The sequence below is a fragment of the Acinetobacter sp. AHP123 genome, assembly GCF_023757925.1.
GTDB lineage: Bacteria > Pseudomonadota > Gammaproteobacteria > Pseudomonadales > Moraxellaceae > Acinetobacter > Acinetobacter oleivorans.
Map to the genome: position 1 here is coordinate 3,601,391 of NZ_CP092454.1, position 21,682 is coordinate 3,623,072.

The 21,682-nt window shown below is 40.2% G+C and carries 18 protein-coding genes; 9 read left to right on the forward strand and 9 right to left on the reverse strand.

The genetic code is table 11. From position 1 onward, the window contains the following. Nucleotides 1–18: 18 nt before the first annotated feature. A complete protein-coding gene (locus MJX77_RS17130) occupies nt 19–1,173 on the reverse strand; it encodes an acyl-CoA dehydrogenase family protein (RefSeq protein ID WP_252059806.1) in 1,155 nt (384 codons plus the stop codon). A 312-nt stretch (nt 1,174–1,485) separates the two neighbouring features. Between MJX77_RS17130 and MJX77_RS17135 the strand changes: the two genes are divergently transcribed. From MJX77_RS17135 to MJX77_RS17160, 6 genes are all read left to right on the forward strand, one after another. Continuing rightward, entirely contained in the window at nt 1,486–2,274 is a 789-nt protein-coding gene (locus tag MJX77_RS17135; protein ID WP_252059807.1) for an enoyl-CoA hydratase, read from the forward strand. Between the two features lie 29 nt (nt 2,275–2,303). Next, on the forward strand, nt 2,304–3,065 hold the full coding sequence (locus MJX77_RS17140; RefSeq protein ID WP_252059808.1) for an SDR family oxidoreductase: 762 nt from the start codon (nt 2,304–2,306) through the stop codon (nt 3,063–3,065). A 61-nt stretch (nt 3,066–3,126) separates the two neighbouring features. After that, on the forward strand, nt 3,127–4,650 hold the full coding sequence (locus tag MJX77_RS17145) for a 3-hydroxyacyl-CoA dehydrogenase (protein ID WP_252059810.1): 1,524 nt from the start codon (nt 3,127–3,129) through the stop codon (nt 4,648–4,650). Between the two features lie 14 nt (nt 4,651–4,664). After that, a complete protein-coding gene (locus MJX77_RS17150; protein ID WP_252059811.1) occupies nt 4,665–5,870 on the forward strand; it encodes a 3-oxoadipyl-CoA thiolase in 1,206 nt (401 codons plus the stop codon). Nucleotides 5,871–5,981: 111 nt separating this feature from the next. Further along, a complete protein-coding gene (locus tag MJX77_RS17155; protein WP_009391028.1) occupies nt 5,982–6,824 on the forward strand; it encodes an IclR family transcriptional regulator in 843 nt (280 codons plus the stop codon). 64 nt (nt 6,825–6,888) lie between these two features. Next, complete coding sequence (locus tag MJX77_RS17160) at nt 6,889–8,061, forward strand: MFS transporter (RefSeq protein WP_199944883.1); 1,173 nt, start codon at nt 6,889–6,891, stop codon at nt 8,059–8,061. Nucleotides 8,062–8,121: 60 nt separating this feature from the next. On the opposite strand, the gene MJX77_RS17165 is transcribed toward MJX77_RS17160, so the two are convergent. Beyond that, on the reverse strand, nt 8,122–9,093 hold the full coding sequence (locus tag MJX77_RS17165) for an NAD(P)H-dependent flavin oxidoreductase (protein WP_192836748.1): 972 nt from the start codon (nt 9,091–9,093) through the stop codon (nt 8,122–8,124). A 228-nt stretch (nt 9,094–9,321) separates the two neighbouring features. Here MJX77_RS17165 and MJX77_RS17170 point away from each other — a divergent pair, with 228 nt between their 5' ends. Next, a complete protein-coding gene (locus MJX77_RS17170) occupies nt 9,322–10,131 on the forward strand; it encodes an enoyl-CoA hydratase (RefSeq protein WP_252059813.1) in 810 nt (269 codons plus the stop codon). 65 nt (nt 10,132–10,196) lie between these two features. Here the strand turns inward: MJX77_RS17170 and MJX77_RS17175 are convergent, their stop codons facing one another. Together MJX77_RS17175 and MJX77_RS17180 are read right to left on the reverse strand one after the other, a co-directional pair. Continuing rightward, a complete protein-coding gene (locus MJX77_RS17175) occupies nt 10,197–11,042 on the reverse strand; it encodes an IclR family transcriptional regulator (RefSeq protein ID WP_013198245.1) in 846 nt (281 codons plus the stop codon). Nucleotides 11,043–11,227: 185 nt separating this feature from the next. Beyond that, nucleotides 11,228–12,445 carry a CaiB/BaiF CoA transferase family protein gene (locus tag MJX77_RS17180; protein WP_252059815.1) on the reverse strand — a complete coding sequence of 406 codons (1,218 nt, stop codon included), beginning with the start codon at nt 12,443–12,445 and terminating at the stop codon, nt 11,228–11,230. Between the two features lie 331 nt (nt 12,446–12,776). On the opposite strand from MJX77_RS17180, the gene MJX77_RS17185 reads away from it, so the two are divergent. Both MJX77_RS17185 and MJX77_RS17190 read left to right on the forward strand, forming a co-directional pair. Beyond that, nucleotides 12,777–13,928, forward strand: a complete 1,152-nt coding sequence (locus MJX77_RS17185) for an acyl-CoA dehydrogenase family protein (protein ID WP_252059816.1) — start codon at nt 12,777–12,779, stop codon at nt 13,926–13,928. Between the two features lie 61 nt (nt 13,929–13,989). After that, nucleotides 13,990–15,240, forward strand: coding sequence for an MFS transporter (locus MJX77_RS17190; protein WP_252059818.1), 1,251 nt, complete (start codon nt 13,990–13,992; stop codon nt 15,238–15,240). 215 nt (nt 15,241–15,455) lie between these two features. Here the strand turns inward: MJX77_RS17190 and phnX are convergent, their stop codons facing one another. The 5 genes from phnX to MJX77_RS17215 form a co-directional block, all read right to left on the reverse strand. Next, nucleotides 15,456–16,271, reverse strand: a complete 816-nt coding sequence (gene phnX, locus MJX77_RS17195) for a phosphonoacetaldehyde hydrolase (protein WP_252059820.1) — start codon at nt 16,269–16,271, stop codon at nt 15,456–15,458. Between the two features lie 34 nt (nt 16,272–16,305). Beyond that, the gene (gene phnW, locus MJX77_RS17200; protein WP_252061356.1) at nt 16,306–17,493 is read right to left on the reverse strand and encodes a 2-aminoethylphosphonate--pyruvate transaminase; all 1,188 of its coding nucleotides are present in this window, start codon (nt 17,491–17,493) and stop codon (nt 16,306–16,308) included. 26 nt (nt 17,494–17,519) lie between these two features. Next, nucleotides 17,520–18,674 (reverse strand): TIGR03364 family FAD-dependent oxidoreductase, encoded by a 1,155-nt coding sequence (locus MJX77_RS17205; RefSeq protein ID WP_252059822.1) that lies wholly within the window; start codon nt 18,672–18,674, stop codon nt 17,520–17,522. Between the two features lie 102 nt (nt 18,675–18,776). After that, nucleotides 18,777–20,486: a putative 2-aminoethylphosphonate ABC transporter permease subunit gene (locus MJX77_RS17210; RefSeq protein ID WP_252059824.1), complete on the reverse strand. Its 1,710-nt coding sequence runs from the start codon at nt 20,484–20,486 to the stop codon at nt 18,777–18,779. Beyond that, a complete protein-coding gene (locus MJX77_RS17215) occupies nt 20,480–21,682 on the reverse strand; it encodes an ABC transporter ATP-binding protein (protein WP_252059825.1) in 1,203 nt (400 codons plus the stop codon). Before MJX77_RS17215 ends, MJX77_RS17210 begins: the two co-directional genes overlap by 7 nt.

Sequence of the window (21,682 nt, forward strand, 5' to 3'; positions counted from 1 at the left end):
CATGGCATTTGTTTTTTATTAGGTAGTAGCTTCCCTAATCATGTTTTTGGCAATAATAATTTGTTGAACTTGCGTGGTTCCTTCATATAAACGGAACAAACGCACATCGCGATAAAAGCGCTCAATGGCATATTCACTGATATAACCCGCTCCACCGTGAATCTGTACACAGCGGTCAGCAACGCGTCCGCACATTTCAGTTGCAAACATTTTTGCGCAAGACGCTTCTGTACTAATGTTTTCGCCATTATCACGGCGGCGAGCTGCATCTAAAACCATACATTTAGCTGCATAAATCTCGGCCTTTGAGTCAGCAAGCATGGCTTGAATCAACTGGAAGTTTGCAATACGCTGACCAAACTGTTTACGCTCAATCGCATAGTGCAATGCGTCGTTTAACATGCGTTCGGCAACACCCACGCTATAGGCACCAATGTGCAAACGCCCTTTATCAAGCACTTTCATGGCCGTTTTAAAACCGACACCTTCTACGCCACCAATCAATGCAGAAGCAGGCACACGGCAATTTTCAAAAATCACATCACAGGTGTGCGAACCCTTTTGCCCCATTTTTTGGTCAATTTTGCCTAACGTAATACCCGGTGTATTGGCCTCAACTAAAAAAGCTGAAATGCCACCAGACCCTTTAATTTCAGGATTGGTTCGAGCCATTACAGTGAAAGTTGCAGCATGGGGCGCATTGGTAATAAAACGTTTGGTACCGTTTAACACATAAAAATCACCATCTTTTACTGCACTGGTTTTTAAAGAGGCAGCATCAGAACCAGATTCAGGCTCGGTTAAACAAAATGAACCAATAATTTCGCCACTTGCATAACGCGGTAAATATTTTTGCTTTTGCTCTTCTGTGCCATCAATCAAAATTGCACTTGAGCCAATACCATTATTAGTGCCAATTAAAGAACGGAAAGCTGGTGAAGTTTGCCCAAGTTCAAATGCAACTCTGACCTCTTCTTCCATGGTGATGCCTAGGCCGCCATATTCTTCTGGAATTGTGAGGCCAAATAAACCAAGCTCACGCATTTGCTGCACAATGTCATCTGGAATTTTGTCTTTCTCTACCACTTCGTTTTCACGAGGGATCAATTCATTTTTTACAAAATCTCGAATTGTTGAAAGTAACTGCTCCAACATCCCTTCATCACGGATCATCTGTGATCTCCCTTTTTTATGTATTTCCATCGTACCCATCAGCCATCTCCAGCTTGTCTGGATACCATGTTTTAAATCTTGTTTACTGCGGATGTGTTTCATAGTACGAGAACGAAAATACAAATTTCAAGCTTTTTTGAAAATTAATTTCGTTAAACGAAATTTAAAAAATTACCATTACGTAATATCAATCACTTAGCTTATTTAATAAATCATAATTGCTCTAATGGACTAAATAAGACTTGAAATAAATTCCAAAATAAGCATCATAAAAGGAATATAGTTTTGATGTGCGAAACAAGGAATTCAAAAATGAGTGTATCAATAGGGAATAATTTCGTAGAAGTCGACTTTTCTATTCAAAAAATAGCGGTTGTTAAAATTAACCGACCTGAAGCAAAAAATGCACTGAATACAGAGGTTCGCAAACAACTAGCGCAAGCTTTTACCGAATTAAGTTTTAACGATGAGATCAATGCAGTTGTGCTCACAGGTGGTGAAGAAGTCTTTGCCGCAGGTGCAGATTTAAAAGAAATGGCAACTGCAACTTCCACAGAAATGTTATTGCGTCATACGGAACGTTATTGGAACGCGATTGCTCAGTGCCCTAAACCTGTGATTGCTGCAGTAAATGGTTATGCATTGGGTGGTGGCTGTGAACTTGCAATGCATGCTGACATTATTATTGCAGGTAAAGGCGCAACCTTTGGTCAACCGGAAATTAAAGTCGGTTTAATGCCGGGTGCTGGCGGTACACAACGCTTATTCCGTGCTGTGGGTAAATTTCATGCCATGCGCATGATTATGACGGGTGCCATGGTGAAAGCCGAAGAAGCTTATACCATCGGTCTTGTTTCACAAGTCACAGAAGATGACCAAACTATTCCAACGGCCGTTCAAATGGCGCAAAGCCTTGCAAAAATGCCTCCTATTGCTCTGCAACAAATTAAAGAAGTTGCATTGATGAGCGAAGATGTTCCATTAAATGCAGGTTTAACTCTAGAACGAAAAGCATTCCAGTTACTGTTTTCGACTGAAGATAAAAATGAAGGCGTTCAAGCTTTTATTGAAAAACGTAAACCGTCTTATCAAGGTAAATAACTCAAAACCATAATAACAAAGGAATGAATATGACCAGAAAAGTATTAATTAGTGCAGGTGGTTCAGGGATTGGACGATGCATTGCTGAAGCATTTTTAAACAATCATGATGAAGTTTTTGTTTGCGATATTAATGCTAAAAGCCTAGAACAATTTCAACAAGATTATCCAAAGCTGCACATATATACCTGTGATTTGTCTGACCATGAACAAATTAAACTGATGTTTAGCCAAGCAATTTCGAAACTTGGCGGTATTGATATTTTAGTCAATAACACAGGCATTTCAGGCCCGACCATTGCAGCAGATGAGCTAAGTTTTGAAGATTGGAATACGGTCATTAATTTAAACCTGAATAGCACTTTTTTAATTACCCAGTTAGCAATTCCCTATTTAAAGCAAGCGGAAACAGGCGTGATCATTAATATGTCATCTATTGCCGGCCGCTTAGGCTATCCATATCGACTGGCCTATTCCACCTCAAAATGGGGACTGATCGGTTTTACCAAAACGCTTTCTATGGAACTCGGTGCAGATAACATTCGGGTTAACGCTATTCTTCCGGGTGCAGTCGATGGTGATCGGGTTCAGCGCGTATTACAGGCCCGTGCCGATGTAGCCCATACATCACTGGAAGAAGTGACTCAAAACGCACTGAAAAATCAGTCGCTCAAATATTTTGTCAATCCAAAGCATATTGCAGATTTATGCCTGTTTTTAGCGTCAGACAGTGGTCGCTCAATTTCAGGTCAAATCTTACCGATTGATGGTGATAAACAATGCTTAAGCTAAATCATCAAACCCTATTTTTCAGTTTAATTTCAAATATAGATTAATCATCAGGATGATCGACATGACTTATGATATTAAAAGCATGGCTGTGATTGGTGTCGGTATTATGGGCAGTGGCATTGCTCAAATTGCTGCGCAGTCAGGTCATACCACTTATTTATATGATGCCAAAGCAGGTGCAGCAGAACAGGCCAAAGAAAAACTGGCTGCCACATTTCAAAAGTTAGTCGACAAAAATAAGATTACGTCTGAGCAAGCAGCTCTGGCAAATAGCCATTTAATTGTTGCTCATCAAATTGAAGATTTAAAAAATTGCGACCTGATTGTAGAAGCAATTGTTGAACGTCTCGATATCAAACAAAGCTTGATGCAGCAGCTTGAAGACGTTGTTTCAGATAATACTATTTTAGCCTCAAACACCTCTTCTCTGTCTATTACAGCCATTGCTGCAAACTGCAAAAAACCTGAACGCGTTGTGGGTTATCACTTCTTTAATCCCGTTCCACTCATGAAAGTGGTCGAAGTCATTCGTGGTTTAAAAACTGACCCACTTATTATTGATGCCTTAAATGATCTGTCTCGCGCATTTGGTCATCGCCCTGTTGTAGCGAAGGACACCCCTGGATTTATTATTAATCATGCGGGTCGGGCTTATGGAACCGAAGCGCTCAAAATTTTAAATGAAAACGTTTGTAACATTAGTGAAATTGACCGAATTTTACGTGACGGCGTTGGTTTTAGAATGGGTCCTTTTGAATTACTCGATTTAACTGGCCTTGATGTTTCTCATCCAGTCATGGAGTCGATTTATCACCAGTACTATGAAGAAGCCCGTTACAAGCCAAACCCGCTAACCAAGCAAATGCTTGATGCCAAACAACTTGGACGTAAGGTCAATCAAGGTTTTTATAATTATGAAACCGGTTCAAAAACAGGTGAACAACCTGCCAAGTTTGTAGAGCGTTTAGTACAATATCCAAAAGTTTGGATTGCGGCAGATTTCTTAGATGATAAAAAACTGCTTGAAGATTATTTAACTCAGCAAAATATTGCCTTAGACACTCATCCTGAACCACAAACAGATAGCTTATGTTTACTCGCTTGTTATGGTGAAGATACAACTCAAGCGGCTACTCGCCTTGGGGTTAATCCTGCGCAAGCTGTTGCTATAGACATGCTTTATGGCATTGCAAAGCATCGAACCTTAATGCCATCACTCATTACCAAATCTGAATACCGTCAGGCGGCTCACTCTATTTTCAATCTAGATGGAAATCTGGTGAGTATGATTAATGAAAGTATTGGCTTTGTTGCGCAGCGTGTTTTAGCAATGGTCATTAATTTAGGCTGTGATATTGCGCAGCAAAATGTTGCCACTGTAGATGATATTAATGCCGCAGTACGTCTGGGCTTAGGCTATCCATTTGGACCAATTGAATGGGGCGATCAAGTCGGTAGCGAAAAAATCTTACTCATTCTGAACCGTATAACAGCACTTACGCATGACCCACGTTACCGCCCTAGCCCGTGGTTACAGCGTCGTGTCGCACTTCATTTACCTCTTACTTTTACTCACGAGTCTTGAAAAGGAATTTCTCAATGTTAAATGCATATATCTATGATGGTTTACGTAGCCCATTTGGCCGTCATGCAGGTGAACTTGCCTCAATTCGCCCTGATGATTTAGCCGCAACTGTCATCCAAAAACTACTAGAAAAAACTGGTGTTCCGGGCGCGGATATTGAAGATGTGATTTTAGGCGACACCAACCAAGCCGGTGAAGACAGTCGTAATGTGGCGAGGAATGCTCTATTACTTGCGGGATTACCAGTCACTGTGCCAGGCCAAACAGTAAACCGCTTATGTGCTAGTGGGTTAAGTGCTGTGATTGACTCAGCACGTGCTATTACTTGTGGTGAAGGCGAACTCTATATCGCAGGTGGTGTAGAAAGTATGTCACGTGCTCCCTTTGTAATGGGCAAAGCCGAAAGTGCTTATAGCCGCGATGCAAAAATTTATGACACCACCATTGGCTCTCGTTTTCCAAATAAAAAAATTATTGCTCAGTACGGCGGCCATTCAATGCCTGAAACAGGTGATAACGTTGCAGCCGATTTTGGTATTAGTCGTGAGCAATCAGACTTATTTGCAGCTCAATCACAAGCCAAATATCAAAAAGCCAAAGAAGAAGGTTTCTTTGCTGATGAAATTACTCCAATTGAAGTTTTCCAAGGCAAAAAATTACCGCCCAAACTCGTTTCAGAAGATGAACACCCTCGCCCAAGCTCAACTGTTGAAGCACTCACAAAGTTAAAACCACTCTTTGAAGGTGGCGTGGTCACTGCTGGTAATGCCTCAGGTATTAATGATGGTGCAGCAGCCCTCTTGATTGGTTCAGAAGCAGCAGGTCAAAAATATGGCCTAAAACCAATGGCAAAAATCTTGTCAGCTGCGGCGGCTGGTATTGAACCACGCATTATGGGTGCAGGCCCTATTGAAGCCATTAAAAAAGCAGTTGCGCGTGCGGGGCTTACTTTAGATGACATGGATATTATTGAAATTAATGAAGCCTTTGCTTCACAAGTTTTATCTTGTTTAAAAGGCTTAAATGTTGATTTTAATGACCCGCGTGTGAACCCGAACGGTGGTGCAATTGCCGTTGGTCATCCACTTGGTGCCTCTGGCGCTCGTCTTAGCTTAACAGTAGCTCGCGAGTTAATTCGCCGTAAGAGGAAATATGCCGTGGTGAGTCTCTGTATTGGTGTAGGTCAAGGTCTTGCGATGGTGATTGAAAACGTTTCATAACCATTGATTCAGATATCCATTCATCACAACAGCGCAGTGATGAATGGATTTATTTTGCATAGCGAAATATAATGGCAAAACTATTTTGCTTTAATTATATTTGAGGATCGAATGTCTCAAAACACGGAAACTGAAAAACCAATAAATTTTGATGAGATACGTTTAGATCCTATTTCGCATATACATCGGGAAAATAACCCGCAATTTATTGCTTCTTTAGCGCGCGGTTTAGAACTTTTAAGATGCTTTTCTGCAAATAATCAGGTGCTAGGTAACCAAGAATTAGCAAAAATGACAGGTTTACCTAAACCGACCATTGCACGTATTACCAATACCCTTGTGTCATTAGGCTATTTAAAACAATTGCCTAACTCAACCAAATACACATTAGACATTGGTGTTTTATCTTTAGGATACGCAGCACTATCTAACATCTCGATTCGTAATATTGCTCATCAATATATGGAAGAGCTGAGTCAGTATGTTCAGGCCCCTGTGGCAATGGCAACGCGTGACCGATTAAATATGGTGTATATCGATGTTGTGCAAATTGAAACTGCATTAAATATGCGCCGTCCAATTGGTTCGACTTTACCACTGCATAGCAGTTCTATGGGACGAGCATGCTTGGCTGCGACTCCTGAACGTGAGCGCAACTTTCTACTTGATGCGTTGAAACAAAAGAACCCCGAAAACTGGCCAGCCATAAAACGCTCTTTAGAACGAGCTTTCCGTGATTATCAAGATTATGGATATTGTTTGTCTTTAGGCGAGTGGCATAAAGAAGTGAACTCGGTGGCTGTACCTCTGGTCAGCTCCAAACATGGTCTTTATGTTTTTAACTGTGGTGCGCCAAGTTTTCATTTAAATCCAGAAAAACTTGAAGGTGAAATTGGACCACGTTTAATCCACATGGTGCACAATATTCAAGATGCATTGAATGAAACGCACTAATAACCATACTTAAAACAGTCATGGTTGTGTTGATTAAAGTTCCACTTTCATTATGACTATAGGCATGATGAAAAACGCACTCTATACCCCAACCATTATTTTAATGGCAATTGCAGCAGGCATTTGTACAGGCGGAAATTATTTTAGTCAGCCACTTATTCATTCAATTAGTGTAAGCCTAAATTTAACTGAAACAACTACAGCGTGGGTGCCGACTCTAGCCCAAATCACCTACGCATGTGGCTTACTCTTCTTAATGCCGCTGGGAGACATCATAGAAAAGCGCAAACTACTATTTATCTTTATGTTATTGGCTTCAAGTGGATTAATTATTAGCGGTTTTTCGCACAACATCTATCTTTTACTGCTTGGCACCGTCATTACTGGTCTATTTTCAAGTTCAGCTCAACTGTTATTACCCCTTGCTGCAAGTCTGGTTCCGATTCAACAAAGTGGCCGTGTTGTTGGCTTTTTACTGAGTGGACTGATGATGGGGGTTTTACTCGCCCGCTCTCTTTCAGGGCTGATGTCTACGCTTTTTGCATGGAATATTATTTATCTGGTTAGTGGTTTTCTGTTACTCATCATTGCCATTATTTTGCATCGTAATATTGGGTTATTTCCACCGACTAAATCTGAAAATTATGTAAAAACTATTCGCTCTCTTCCACAGATTTTTATTCAAAATCGACGGTTAAGAACCAGAACTTATATTGGTGGTTTTACATTTGCTTGTGTAAGCTTAACCTTTACCACCATGTCTTTGCTTCTGGCTCCAGCGCCCTATTTTTTTAGTGACTTTACCATTGGCCTTTTCGGTTTTGTTGGCGTGTTAGGAACTTTCGTTGCCAATTTTTCAGGCAAATTTATTGACCAAGGCTATATCCATAAAATTTCAATTTTTTGCGGCATTGGGCTTATTTTAAGTTGGATACTTTTTTCACTTTTACCCTACCATTTCACTTTTTACATTATTGCTTTACTTATTCTCTACGCTTCTCTTTCTGCTGTGCATGTCACCAACCAAAGTATTGTATTTAAACTTAATCAAGAACTACGCTCACGTTTTAACGCGATTTATATGACGGGTTACTTTGCTGGCGGCGCTTTAGGCACAACGGCAGGAAGCTACGCTTGGAAACACTTCGGATGGGCAGGTGTCTGCATTTTAGGCTTAATTTTTGCTGCTTTATGTCTTTATTATTGTGTGAGTGATGCAAAAGATCAGCACAATTAAAACTTGTGCTGATCTTATATAAAGTATGCTAATAGTTAATTAGAGGAGCTAGATTAAGTCCTATAAAAGCCCTAATAATCGACCACGAATAATGTCTTCTGCATCTTGAACAATTCGGCTAACCAGTTCATCGCATGTCGGAATATCATGAATCAAACTTGCCACTAAACCACATGACCATGCGCCAGCATTAACGTCCCCATCAATCATGACTTTTGGATAAACCCCTGCAACTTCTTCAATAATATCTTCAAATTTAATGTTATCGCCAAGTGCTTTTTCTTTTGCCACGATTTTTTCTACAGCAGCATTATTCATGACACGTTCAGTATTTCGCAAAGCACGCATAATTAAACGCGTGTCTCGTTCGGTTGCATTCAAAATCGCCTGTTTCACATTTGCATGTACGGGAGCTTCCTGAGTCGCAATAAAACGCGTTCCCATGTTAATTCCATCGGCTCCCATCGCTAATGCAGCAGCGAGTGAGCGTCCGTCTGCCATTCCACCTGAAGCAACAAACGGAATTTCTAATGCATCGGCTGCTAAAGGCAATAAAATCATATTTGGCACGTCATCTTCACCTGGGTGCCCACCACACTCAAAACCATCTACAGAAACCGCATCACATCCAATTTGTTGCGCTTTTAAGCTATGTCGAACCGAAGTACATTTGTGAATTACTTTAATACCAGCAGCCTTTAAATACGGCATGACTTGTTCAGGATTACGCCCCGCTGTTTCTACAACCTTTACCCCACCTTTAATGATTGCTTCAACAAAACCCGGATAATCAGGGGTATTTACCGTAGGCAAAAAGGTTAAATTTACCCCAAAAGGCTTGTCGGTCATTTCTCGGCAACGTGCAATTTCTTTTGCCAGATTTTCAGGTGTACGCTGAGTCAGGCCAGTGATAATGCCTAACCCACCCGCGTTAGAAACCGCAGCAGCAAGCTCTGCAAAACCAACATAATGCATACCACCTTGAATAATTGGATGCTCGATTTCAAATAATTCTGTAATTTTGGTCTTCATATTATTTCCACTCACCGTTCTATAACTAGCTTCTCATTTCCTTAGCAGAGCTAGATGCTTATTTACGCATAAATTCTGTAATCATTTAATTGATTTAATGTTAAAATTTCACAATACAAAATTCTATACCACAATATAAAACAAAATAATTGATAACGGAATTATTTTTCGATAGCATTATTTTAATGAGTTTAATTTTTAGACAGAAGTTATTTAAAGGAATGAATCATGCAGCAGGACAAAAAAACTCAAAACGAGCTTAAAACAGGCACAATTCATGAATATTTTGATAGAAATATACTAACGCTCACCATGAGTAATCCAACTAAAAAGAATGCGATTAACTATGAAATGTATACGTCCCTAAGTCGGACATTAGATCAAGCTGCAACAAATCAAGATGTTCATGTGGTTGTGCTTACTGGTGAAGGATCTGCATTTACCAGTGGTAATGATGTAAACGCATTCGAAACACGCGACACATCAAGTTCCCAACCACCCGCTTCGATTGTTTTCTTAAAAAGCTTAGCAACGTTTCCAAAACCGATTATTGCTAAAGTAAATGGTGTGGCAATTGGTATTGGCAGCACTATGCTTCTACATTGTGACCTTGTGTATGCAAGCCAAGGCTCTATTTTTCAGTTTCCCTTTGTGAATTTGGGACTTGTACCTGAAGCTGGCTCCAGCTACATCTTGCCAAGGCTCTTAGGTTTTGCTCGCGCTTCGGAAATTATTTTACTGGGTGAAAAGTTTTCGGCAGATCAAGCAAAGAATTATGGTCTGGTAAATGAAATATTTGAGGCAACTGAACTGGATCAAGTGATTGAGGATGTGGCAATCAAATTAGCCCAGAAACCAAGCCAAGCCTTACAACTGAGTAAAAAGTTGCTAAGAGATATGCCAATCGATGATCTACTCAATCGTATTGATCATGAGTCGACTATTTTTTCACACTGTTTACAGGGTTCCGAGTTTAAAGAAGCATTAAATGCTTTCAAAGAAAAAAGAAAACCGAACTTTCACAGCCAAACAACCTAAAATTCGCCCACTAAAAAGCCAGCCTTGAAAAACAATGCTGGCTCTTATAAATGAATCAAATACGTTTAGCTAATCTCGGTACGAATATTATTTACCATGTGTAAAAGACGCGGTGCAATATCTTCTTCAAGCTTTTCACGGTTCATAATAAAGCTTGGGCCACCACAGTTGAACACCAATAAACCATGTTGTTCATGAATCAGTGGAACTGCAACCGAATTTACATCTTTATGCCATTCTCCGATTGAAAAACAGTATCCAAAATCTTGGTAGTCTTTAAACGCTTTGTCTAGATCACGATTAATTTTGATCCAGTCTTCTTTGTGCTTACTACGGATAGCATCAAGTAAAAATTCTCTTTCGTCTTCAGGCATTGCAGCTAAACATGCACGTCCCATCGAACTTAAATGAATCGGTAAATAAGTTCCAACTTGACGACGCATGGTCATATTGCCTTTGCCTTGTACCACATCAAGATAAATCATATTGAGTCGATCGCGTGTTGCCATGGCAACAGCAGCGCCAGCATAGTCTGCCAAATTTTTCATATATGGATGAGCAATAGAACGAATCGATACGTTAGACAGCATCGAATAACCAAATGCAAGAACACCTACTGACAGCTGGAATTTGCTTGAGTTAGGCACTTGTTTGATATAACCCAAACGCGACAAGGTATGTGTAAGGCGAGTAATGGTTGGTTTTGGCAAACCTGTCATTTGAGCAAGTTCTTGGTTGCCCAAATGCTGATGCTTCGGCGTAAAACAACGTAATAGCTCTAAACCACGTGCTAATGCAGTAATAAATTGGCGATCATTTTCATCCTGCATGTCTTCAATCGGATGTAATAATTCATGCCTTAAAGGCGCTAATAATTTTTCTGTCGGTTCTGCATCAACTGCATCGTTCATTGTCATACAATCCATATTTTGTTTCGCACTGCGAAAATTATAATCTATTTTTTCTATAAATAGCAAAAGAGCAAACATCCGAGTCTGCATCTAAAAGATAACTTTATTTAACTCATTAAAGCGAAAGATTAAATATTTTATTTTCTGATTTTAAATATAATTTTAACCTTCCGCTTTTAAATCAATTACCCAATTACGCCCTTTTCTTTAAGCTCAGCTAGTTTTTCAGGAGAAACTACTCGACCTAAAACCACCTGCGTATGTTCACCCAACAATGGAGGAGCTGTTTTATACTCAACAGGTGTTCTAGAAAGTTTGATTGGCGACCCAATTACCTTCAATTTTTCACGTTGAGGATGGTTCATCTCGACTAACATTTCTCGGGCAATGACTTGCGGTTCTTGAAAAGCTTGTTCCAAGTTATTAATCACACCGACCGGAACTTTAGCCGCATAGATAGAATCTACCCATTCATCTGCTGTTTTTGTTAAAAAGTGAGTTTGTAAAATTCCGATAATTTCATCGCGATGCTTAATTCGGTCTGCATTTCGGGCAAAGCGAGCATCATTTGGTAAATCGGGTAAACCTATACTTCGACAGAGTTGTATAAACTGAGTGTCATTTCCACACGCGATAATAAAATCACGATCAGATGCTTTGAACACTTGATAAGGCACAATATTGGCATGTGCATTGCCATAACGTTTAGGGATATTTCCTGATGAAAGATAATTCATTCCCTGATTTGCCATTGTGGCAATTTGAACATCAAGCAAAGCCATATCAATGTATTGACCCAAACCTGTCACATGGCGGTTGAGTAAAGCAGCCTGTATGGCAATCGTAGAATAAAGTCCTGTAGCTAAATCAGAAAATGCGACCCCTACTTTTTGAGGGCCTCCACCCGGCAAATCATCACGCTCACCCGTGACTGACATAAGCCCGCCCATGCCCTGAATAATAAAGTCATAACCAGGCTCTTCAGCTCTTGGGCCATTTTGACCAAAACCTGTAATTGAGCAATACACCAGTTTAGGGTTAATGGCAGATAAAGACTCATAGTCCAAACCGTATTTTTTCAAAGACCCCGCTTTGTAGTTTTCGATCACGACATCAGTGTCTTGAATGAGGGCTTTAATCAATTCTTGGCCATCAGAACTCGCAATGTCGATAGCAACAGATAGTTTATTGCGGTTGGTTGACTGATAATAAGCAGCTTCTTGAGTGTCTTGGCCTGAGTTATCTTTCATCCAAGGTGGTCCCCAAGAACGGGTATCGTCACCAACTTTCGGTCTTTCAATTTTGATTACTTCTGCGCCTAAATCGGCAAGAATCTGCCCGCACCAAGGCCCAGCCAATACCCGACTTAAGTCAAGTACCCGAATTCCATTTAAAGCACCCATCTTCATCCCACTATATTTTGTGACTTATTTCCTATAGGAAAACTTATCCATTTAAAATTTCGCATAGCGATATATATTTTTAATATACACAGCTCTTTTGAAAAATCAAACTATAATTTTCCACTAAAAATAATGATTTTTTATAAGAAAATATAGCTTAAATAAATCAATAAATTAGCCAAACATAAATCAACAATAAAGTACCGCATTGCGAAATTAATTTTCAAAATATATTGTTTTGCGTTCATCCTTTGATTACTATCGCTTCAAATATTGATGATTTTACGAACATCACCTTGATGTTTTTTGCATGTAGTAAAAGGATGAGACTATGATTCGAGATCAGGAAACCTTAGATCAACTTGTTGATATGATTCGACAATTTGTTGAAGGTGTATTAATTCCTCATGAGAATGAAGTCGCTGAAACGGATGAAATTCCTCAAGATATTGTTGAGCAAATGAAAGCTCTCGGCTTATTTGGTTTAACCATTCCTGAAGAGTACGAAGGTCTTGGACTGACAATGGAAGAAGAGGTATATGTGGCTTTCGAATTGGGTCGCACCTCTCCTGCTTTTCGCTCTCTCATTGGAACCAATAATGGTATTGGCTCAAGTGGCCTGATTATTGATGGTACTGAGGCACAAAAAACATTTTTCTTGCCTCGTTTAGCACGTGGTGAAGTGATTAGTTCTTTTTGCTTAACCGAACCAGATGCGGGTTCTGACGCTGCCTCTTTAAAAACCAGCGCAGTAAAAGACGGTGACTTTTACATTTTAAATGGTACTAAACGCTTTATTACCAATGCTCCTCACGCTGGTGTATTCACAGTCATGGCTCGTACAAACTTTGATATTAAAGGTGCTGGTGGCATTTCTGCTTTTATTGTCGATAGCCAAACTCCGGGGATTTTTCTTGGCAAACGCGATAAAAAGATGGGGCAAAAAGGTGCACATACCTGTGACGTCATTTTTGAAAATTGTCGCATCCCTGCTTCCGCACTGATTGGTGGTGTTGAAGGTGTTGGTTTTAAAACTGCTATGAAAGTACTCGATAAAGGCCGTTTGCATATTGCAGCTTTGAGTGTCGGAGCAGCAACCCGAATGCTAGATGATTCTTTAAATTACGCCATCGAACGTAAGCAATTTGGACAAGCGATTGCGGAATTTCAACTCATTCAAGCCATGCTTGCCGACTCAAAAGCCGAAATTTATGCCGCTAAATGCATGGTCTTAGACGCTGCCCGCCTACGTGATGCAGGAAAAAACGTTAGCACTGAAGCTTCCTGCGCAAAAATGTTTGCAACCGAAATGTGTGGCCGCGTTGCTGATCGCTGCGTACAGATCCATGGCGGTGCAGGTTACATCAGTGAATATGCCATCGAACGTTTTTATCGAGATGTCCGTTTGTTCCGCCTTTATGAAGGCACGACTCAAATTCAACAAATGATTATTGCCCGAAACATGATTCGCGCTGCGTCTTAATCAAATTTTAAGCACTTCAAAACGACTTGAAGTGCTTTCAATCAAATGTAGGTAATGGATTATGGCTACAAATTACAAAGAAGGTCTTTCTCGTATACAACCTCATACGTGGAAAATAGCATTTATTTTTGCATTTCTAGCACTATTGGTAGATGGTGCAGATTTGATGCTGCTGTCTTATAGCTTAAATAGTATTAAGGCAGATTTTGGATTAAGTTCAGTACAAGCAGGTATGCTTGGCAGTTTTACACTAGCAGGTATGGCTGTTGGTGGAATTTTTGGGGGATGGGCGTGCGATAAATTTGGTCGTGTACGCATTGTTGTTATTTCTATTTTAATTTTCTCACTCCTCACCTGTGGCTTAGGTTTTACTCAGAGCTTTCTTCAATTTGGTATTTTAAGATTTTTTGCATCACTGGGTTTGGGTTCTCTTTATATTGCCTGTAATACCCTCATGGCTGAATATGTACCAACACGTTTCCGCACCACAGTACTTGGAACCTTACAAGCTGGCTGGACCGTAGGATATATTGTTGCGACTTTGCTTGCAGGTTGGATTATTCCTGATCATGGTTGGCGCATGCTGTTTTATGTTGCGATTATTCCCGTCATTATTGCTGTGCTCATGCATATTCTTGTACCAGAACCAGAAGCATGGCAAAAGTCTCGACTACAACAACCTGTTTTGGCTCAAAACGCATCGAAAACTTCAGCATTTAAACTTATTTTCCAAGATAAACGAAACCGAAATATGTTTATCTTGTGGGCTTTAACCGCAGGCTTTTTACAGTTTGGTTACTATGGCGTAAATAACTGGATGCCGTCATACCTTGAAAGTGAACTCGGTATGAAGTTTAAAGAAATGACTGCCTATATGGTAGGTACATATACCGCCATGATTTTAGGTAAAGTTCTTGCGGGCATGATGGCAGATAAATTAGGGCGTCGTTTTACCTATGCCTTTGGTGCGATAGGCACTGCTATTTTCCTACCTCTGATCGTGTTTTATAACTCACCAAGCAACATTCTATATTTATTGGTCACCTTTGGTTTCCTATACGGCATACCTTATGGCGTAAATGCAACCTATATGACCGAAAGCTTTGCAACTGCCATTCGCGGTACAGCCATTGGTGGTGCTTATAACGTTGGACGTTTAGGCGCTGCATTAGCCCCTGCAACGATCGGTTTCTTAGCCTCTGGCGGGTCTATTGGTTTAGGTTTTGTCGTAATGGGTGCAGCTTATCTGATTTGTGGTGTGATACCAGCTCTATTCATTAAAGAAAAATTATATGACCCTCAAAAGTCATAAAAAGATCTATCACATAGGTCATAGGCCTATATGGTTGATGGTCCTAACGAACTAAACACATGTTTTGGATCGTTAGCAAGAAATAAGGAATCTACTCTTTAAAGTTAATCCTTATTTCCATATATGTAGAGTTTATCTACTCTTCATTTTAATTTTTTAGGTAAGCTTAGCTCCCAAGGGAGCTAAGCTTAAAAATATATTGGCCTAGACTTGGTTTAAGGTCGTTCCCCTTGCCCTAAACGGCGTTCAATATCATCTAATACATTTGGCAAGTCAGCCACACTATCAATCACATAATGTGCGCCCGACGTATTCATTTTTTGGTATGCCTTATCTTTTAGAACAATCTGTTCATCGGCCGATAATGCACTCCACTCTTCATAGCTTAAACCGACTTCATTGCCACTAATCGCAAGTCCTACTGTCCAGCACCCTGCATTTAAACCTTCATCGATACCCACCACGGTATCATCCACTTTTACAACAGTTTTAATGTCAGAAACATCGAGTTGAATTAGATTTTTCCATAACATTTCAGGATATGGACGACCATATTTCACGTCGCTGGCAGTAACGATACAGTCTGGATGATAGCCCTGATTGGCAGCATCTTTAACCAAACGACCAATCATCATGGTTGCATAACCAGTATTACTACCAATTTTTGCACCACGCTTTTTAATATTTTCAAACGTTTCCAATGCGCCCGGAATTAAAGCAGAACATGTTGGAATAGAATTTAATTGATAAGGAATAAAATCTTCATATAAACGATCAATATCTGCTTCAGTTGCAGCTTGCCCATATACTTCCTGCCATGCAGCTGCGACACGCGGCATTTTTAAAACGGCAGCAATATGGTCACGTTTTTCTAAACCCATTGGCTCTCGAGCTTCTTCAACCGTAATTTCAACTTTATTGTCTTTAAATAAAGCCATAAAAGCTAAAATTGGTGCGCGTGAGCCAAAATCTACAGTTGTACCAGCCCAGTCAAAAACCACAGCCTGAATTTGTGTATTGTTGGTCGTCATGGTGTATTCCCTTTAATGCAAATGATTTAAAAAATTATGCTGTTACAGCTTGGTTTAGGTGGTTTTCGCAGTAGCTGGCAATCGCAGCAAGAAGCCCTTCAATGTCGTGAATATAAACTTCGCCAATATTGCCGATACGGAAGCAGTTGAGATCTGTGACTTTGCCCGGATAAATCACATAGCCTGATTTTTTTAGCGTTTCATAAAATGACTGAAAGCTAAATTTCTCGGTTGTTGGGTAAAGAAAAGTGGTAATGATGGGTGATTGTGGGCACTCTTCACCGAGTACTAGCTCAAAACCAAGCTGTTGCATACCTTTCGATAAGGTTTGCTGGTTTTGTAAATAACGTTGATAACGTGCAGCAACTCCACCTTCTACCTCAAGCTCAAGCAATGCTTGATAAAATGCACGTACCACATGGGTTGGCGAGGTAAAACGCCATTTACCGTTATGCTGCTCCATTGTGTTCCACTGGTCATATAAATCGAGGCTAACCGAACGTGCCAAACCTTTACACGCTTCTAGGCAATCCCGTTTCGCCAAAATGAAACCAAAGCCCGGAACACCTTGAATACATTTATTCGCACTTGAAATTAGAAAATCAATTTCAAGCTCAGCCATATCCATGGGCACTCCACCAAATGAACTCATGGCATCCACAATCCAGATTTTTCCTGCTGCTTTCACCAAACGGCCAATGTCTTGAATCGGGTTTAAAATTCCTGTGGTGGTTTCACAATGCACACAGGCAACGTGACTAATGGTTTTATCTTGTAAAACACGCTCAATCTCTTGTAAATCTGGTGTCTGGGTTTCTAAATAATTCAGCTCTACAACTTCAATATTTAGGCAGCGTGCCATTTGCACCATACGTGCACCGTATGCGCCATTATTAATAATTAAGATTTTGCCATCACGCGAAATAGCTGAGCCCAGTACAGACTCCACAGCAAAACTACCACTGCCTTGCATTAGCACAGCCGTATATTTTTCAGGTTGGCTGGTTGCCACGTTGACCAGTCGATTACGAATATCTTGTACAAGCGAATTATATTCTTGGTCCCAAGTACACCAGTCTTTTTGCATGGCACGGCGTACTGTCGCTGATGTTGATAACGGACCTGGCGTTAGAAGCAAATATTTGTTCTCTAAGTCCATATCGAGTTGTGGTTGCATGTTCATAATGTTGCTCATCTTGTTCGCGTTAATTTCAATATACATCAATCTGGTTTAAACCAGATTACAAACTAATAAATATTTTGTATTAAAACTTTTTTCATAAATCCGGCCCCTGTGGTCATGCCTTTACCGGCAATCGCACTCACCAGAAAGATGTTTTTCTCAGCTTCAGTGACGCATGCCAAATCATGTTCATGGGTCAAGTAATAACCATTCCAACGTTTTTGAATTGGAGGTAAAGTCAGCCCTAGTTTTTCGTGACAATAAGCTTGGATAAACTCATTAATATCTTCACGCTGCTCAAACTGAGGCGCTTCATTAATCGAATGATATTCGTGGCTATCGCCCACAATCAGTTCGCCAAATTCGTTTTGTTTAATCAGAATATGAATACCGAATTCTTGAATGAAACCCTGCTGTGATGCTCTAACCAGCTCAGCATGACTCGGGCAAATTTCAAAAGCCGGATAACGTGAGATAGATAAGCCTGAATAAAGAGAAGCATTTAATTTTTGTTGAAATGGTTGAGTCAGCGCCATTTGTAAGCCACAACGTTTCAGATTCAAGCTTTGTAATAGATCTGGATATAAAACATCGATGATTTCACCGTGGCAGATCAAAACTTTATTTGCCTGATATACCTCGCCATTTGCTAAACGAACGTGACAGCTTCTATGTTGATATTGAGTTTGAACAACACAAGCATTGGTATAAATCTTTACGCCTTTACTTTCGGCATATGCCAACAGTCGCTGCCCAATCACATGTGGTTCGACCGAATAATCTTCTTCAAAAACCAAGCCGCCTTGAAACTGTTGCTTAGGATTTAAATAGGAAAATTGGGTGACCAGCTCATCATGACTTCGTAAATGAACTGGAATTTGGTAGTTATTTGCACGCTCGGCAAACTCATTTAAAACCTGCCATTCAAGTGCCGTATTGGCGAGATAAACACCTTGTCTTTGAGCAAACGAAATATCGGTTTCAGCTTGAATACGTTGGTAAAAAGAACGCGTTTCAAGCGCGTACTTTCGCCACTGTTGCTCTGGATGGGTTAAAGTCGATGTTCCAACCATGCCGAAATTACGGCGAGTTGCGCCCACTGGTTTAGCATTTTTCTCGAAGATACAAACTTTTAAGCCTTGTTCTTGCGCTTGTATGGCAGCGGATAAACCTAAAATACCGGCTCCGACAACAATTAAATCAAACTGTGCGTTATTCATAAGACTTCCAATTTGCGAAATTTAGGATGAATAAACCCTTGCCTTGTTGAACAAAGCATTTTCATTTCAGTCGGTTAAATAAAAATTGTGTTTAGCTAAAACTTAGTGAGCACTTTCACGCCATTGCTGACTTCTTGCCATAATTTTTCGGGTAAATAACCAGTGAATGAGTTTTACAACACATGAGGTGGTTAAAATTAGAATGCTCATGGCAACAGCAGCAACCGTGTCTCCTGCATCATCCATATTTAAAACCGCTACCGCCGCTAAACTGGTGTCGGGTGAATAGAGGAAAATGGCAGCCGACACAGTGGTCATGGCATTGACAAAAACATAGACCGACACATCGCATAGCGCTGGAAAGCACATAGGCAAATACACTTTCCAAAAAGTTTTCCACTTTGATGTTCCTAGTGTTTGTGCTGCCTGATCGAGTTGTAGCGGAATCTGTTTAATGGCATTGGTTAAAGTAAGATGTGGCACGGTGTAATAATGCACGATGGTTGAAATCACCAAAATGGTCATGGTTCCATACAGCACATTTAACGGGTTGCTTTGCTGGTTAAAAAACAAAATGTAGGCAATACCTAGAACTAGCCCCGGTACAGCAAGGGGTAATAAAACTAAAGCTTGCACATAATTTTTAATCAGTGGATGTGCTTTAAAACGTTCGGTTAACAGTGCCACCATAAAAATGAGTGCTGTTCCAAAAACCGTACTAAAGAGTGCCATGCGAACCGAGTTAAAGTACGCCGCCCAACCGCCGCCATCGACATACTCAAAACTATAATGTGCTAAGGTCAAAGACAAATCATAAGGCCAAGACTGAATAAATGAAGCCAACACAGCCGTAAAGATAATCAGTAAAATCGCACCTGAAACTAAACCACAAAATAAGCTCAGAACGACTTCAAGTTTTTTATTGGGTGCGGAGACATAAGGTTTAGCCTGAAAAGCTTGAAAACGTGCATGCCGCTTGCTTTGAATACGATCGAAAATAAAGACGAACACTGCTGGTAGCAATAACAAGATGGAAATTACCGCACCCATGCTCATATTCTGCTGACCAATAATCTGCTTATAAACATCAAGCGCCATCATGTTAAATGAACCGCCAATGACTTTTGGAATTCCAAAATCGGTTAGCACATAAATAAAAGCCACCAGACTTGCGCTGATGAGTCCATACCGAATTGCAGGTAGCGTGACATGGTAATGGGTCTTCCAGATATTTTTACCCAGCGACAAAGATGCCTCAATTAAACGCTGATCGACACTGCGAAAAGACACCATCATCAATATCAACATTGCTGGAAATAGCCAAAAGCAGTAACTGATTAAAATACCGATTGGGCCATAAATTTGTATATCGCCCAGTAAAGGTTTTAATACACCTTGTTTCCCAAACAAATAAACCAGTGCCAAAGAGGGCAAAAGTGACGGCGCTAAAATGGGTAAAAAAGCGACTACTTTAAAGAAGCCTTTGCCTTTCATATTGACGTTGGTAAGTGCAAAAGCATAAATACTGGCAAGCATTACTGTAATGACAGTGGCAGCACAAGCAACCCACACCGAGTTAAATACAGAGCTGAGTAAAGCTGGGCTTGCAAAATAATTATAGAAGTTTTCAAGGCCAACAAACTGCTGATTTTCATCAAAAAATGCAGTTTCAAATAGCATCAATAAAGGAGCGATAATCGCTAAAGTCAAAGCAATTGCGACGCTAGCCAAAGCAATATTTGATCTTAATGAATAGTCAGTTTTCCGACGCGGCTGTGTTTTTAAAACTGCTGAAGCAGCTTCATTTAACATAGTGCGTATCCTTGTTCGTCAAAGACATGAATGAGCTGATTAGGCACTTTTATAAACATGAGTTCTTGCAAAGATTTGAACTTGGTATTTTCAATTTCAATTTGCAAAAGGTGTTTTGCCTGCTCAATTCCATCGATATGAATAGTGCAAAACAAACGACGTTTTGCGCCTAAAAATTCAGTGCTTATTACTTTAACTGGCAAATACAACGACTCTTTATCACTACCAAAATCATCAACCAACTCGACTGCTTCGGGTCTAAAACCAATGCTGTAGTTTTCCCCAGCTTTAAGTTTTTGCTGTTCCAAATTTAGAGGAATAAAACCCAAAACCTCGAGCTGATTAACCACAAAACAAGTAGCTGCTAAAAAGTTCATAGTGCCAATAAACTTTGCAACGAATTGGGTTTGTGGCTTGTAGTAAATATTGTGCGGTGTATCAATTTGCTCAATGACGCCATGATTCATGACCACCACACGGTCAGAAATGCTTAATGCTTCTTCTTGATCGTGTGTGACCATAATAGTTGGCAAATTAAGCTGCGATTGAATCGAACGGATCTTTTGTCTTAGCTTTAGACGTACCTGAGCATCGAGTGCAGACAAGGGTTCGTCCAATAGTAAAATATCAGGCTTCGGTGCAATTGCCCGAGCAAGCGCAACACGTTGCTGCTGCCCGCCCGACAATTGATTTGGATATTTTTTAGCAATATCGGGTAATTCAATCAGTTCTAATAACTGCTGAACTCGCTGACTACGCTGTGCCTTATCCCACTTCTTTTTGTCTAAGCCAAACGCAATATTTTCTTCAACGCTTAAGTTTGGAAATAACGCATAGTTCTGAAACACAATGCCACAGTGACGCTTTTCAGCACTGAGCAACGTAATGTCTGTGCCCTTTTTTATGACTTTGCCATAATCAGGTTTTTCTAGACCCGCAATTATGCGTAGTAATGTGGTTTTACCGCATCCTGAAGGTCCCAAAAAGCTCACGAACTCACCAGCTTTAAGGTCTAAATTAATATGCGTTAGAGCCTGAAAGTGTTGGAACTTTTTTTGGATATCCACCACTTCTAAAACCGAAGGGCCGTGTTCAGGATATTTATAGGTCGTTAATGTCGACAATAAATGCCCTGCTAACTCGCCCTTTTGGTTTTGACCCAACAGCGATGATTGCAATGAAGAAGGAATTTGCAT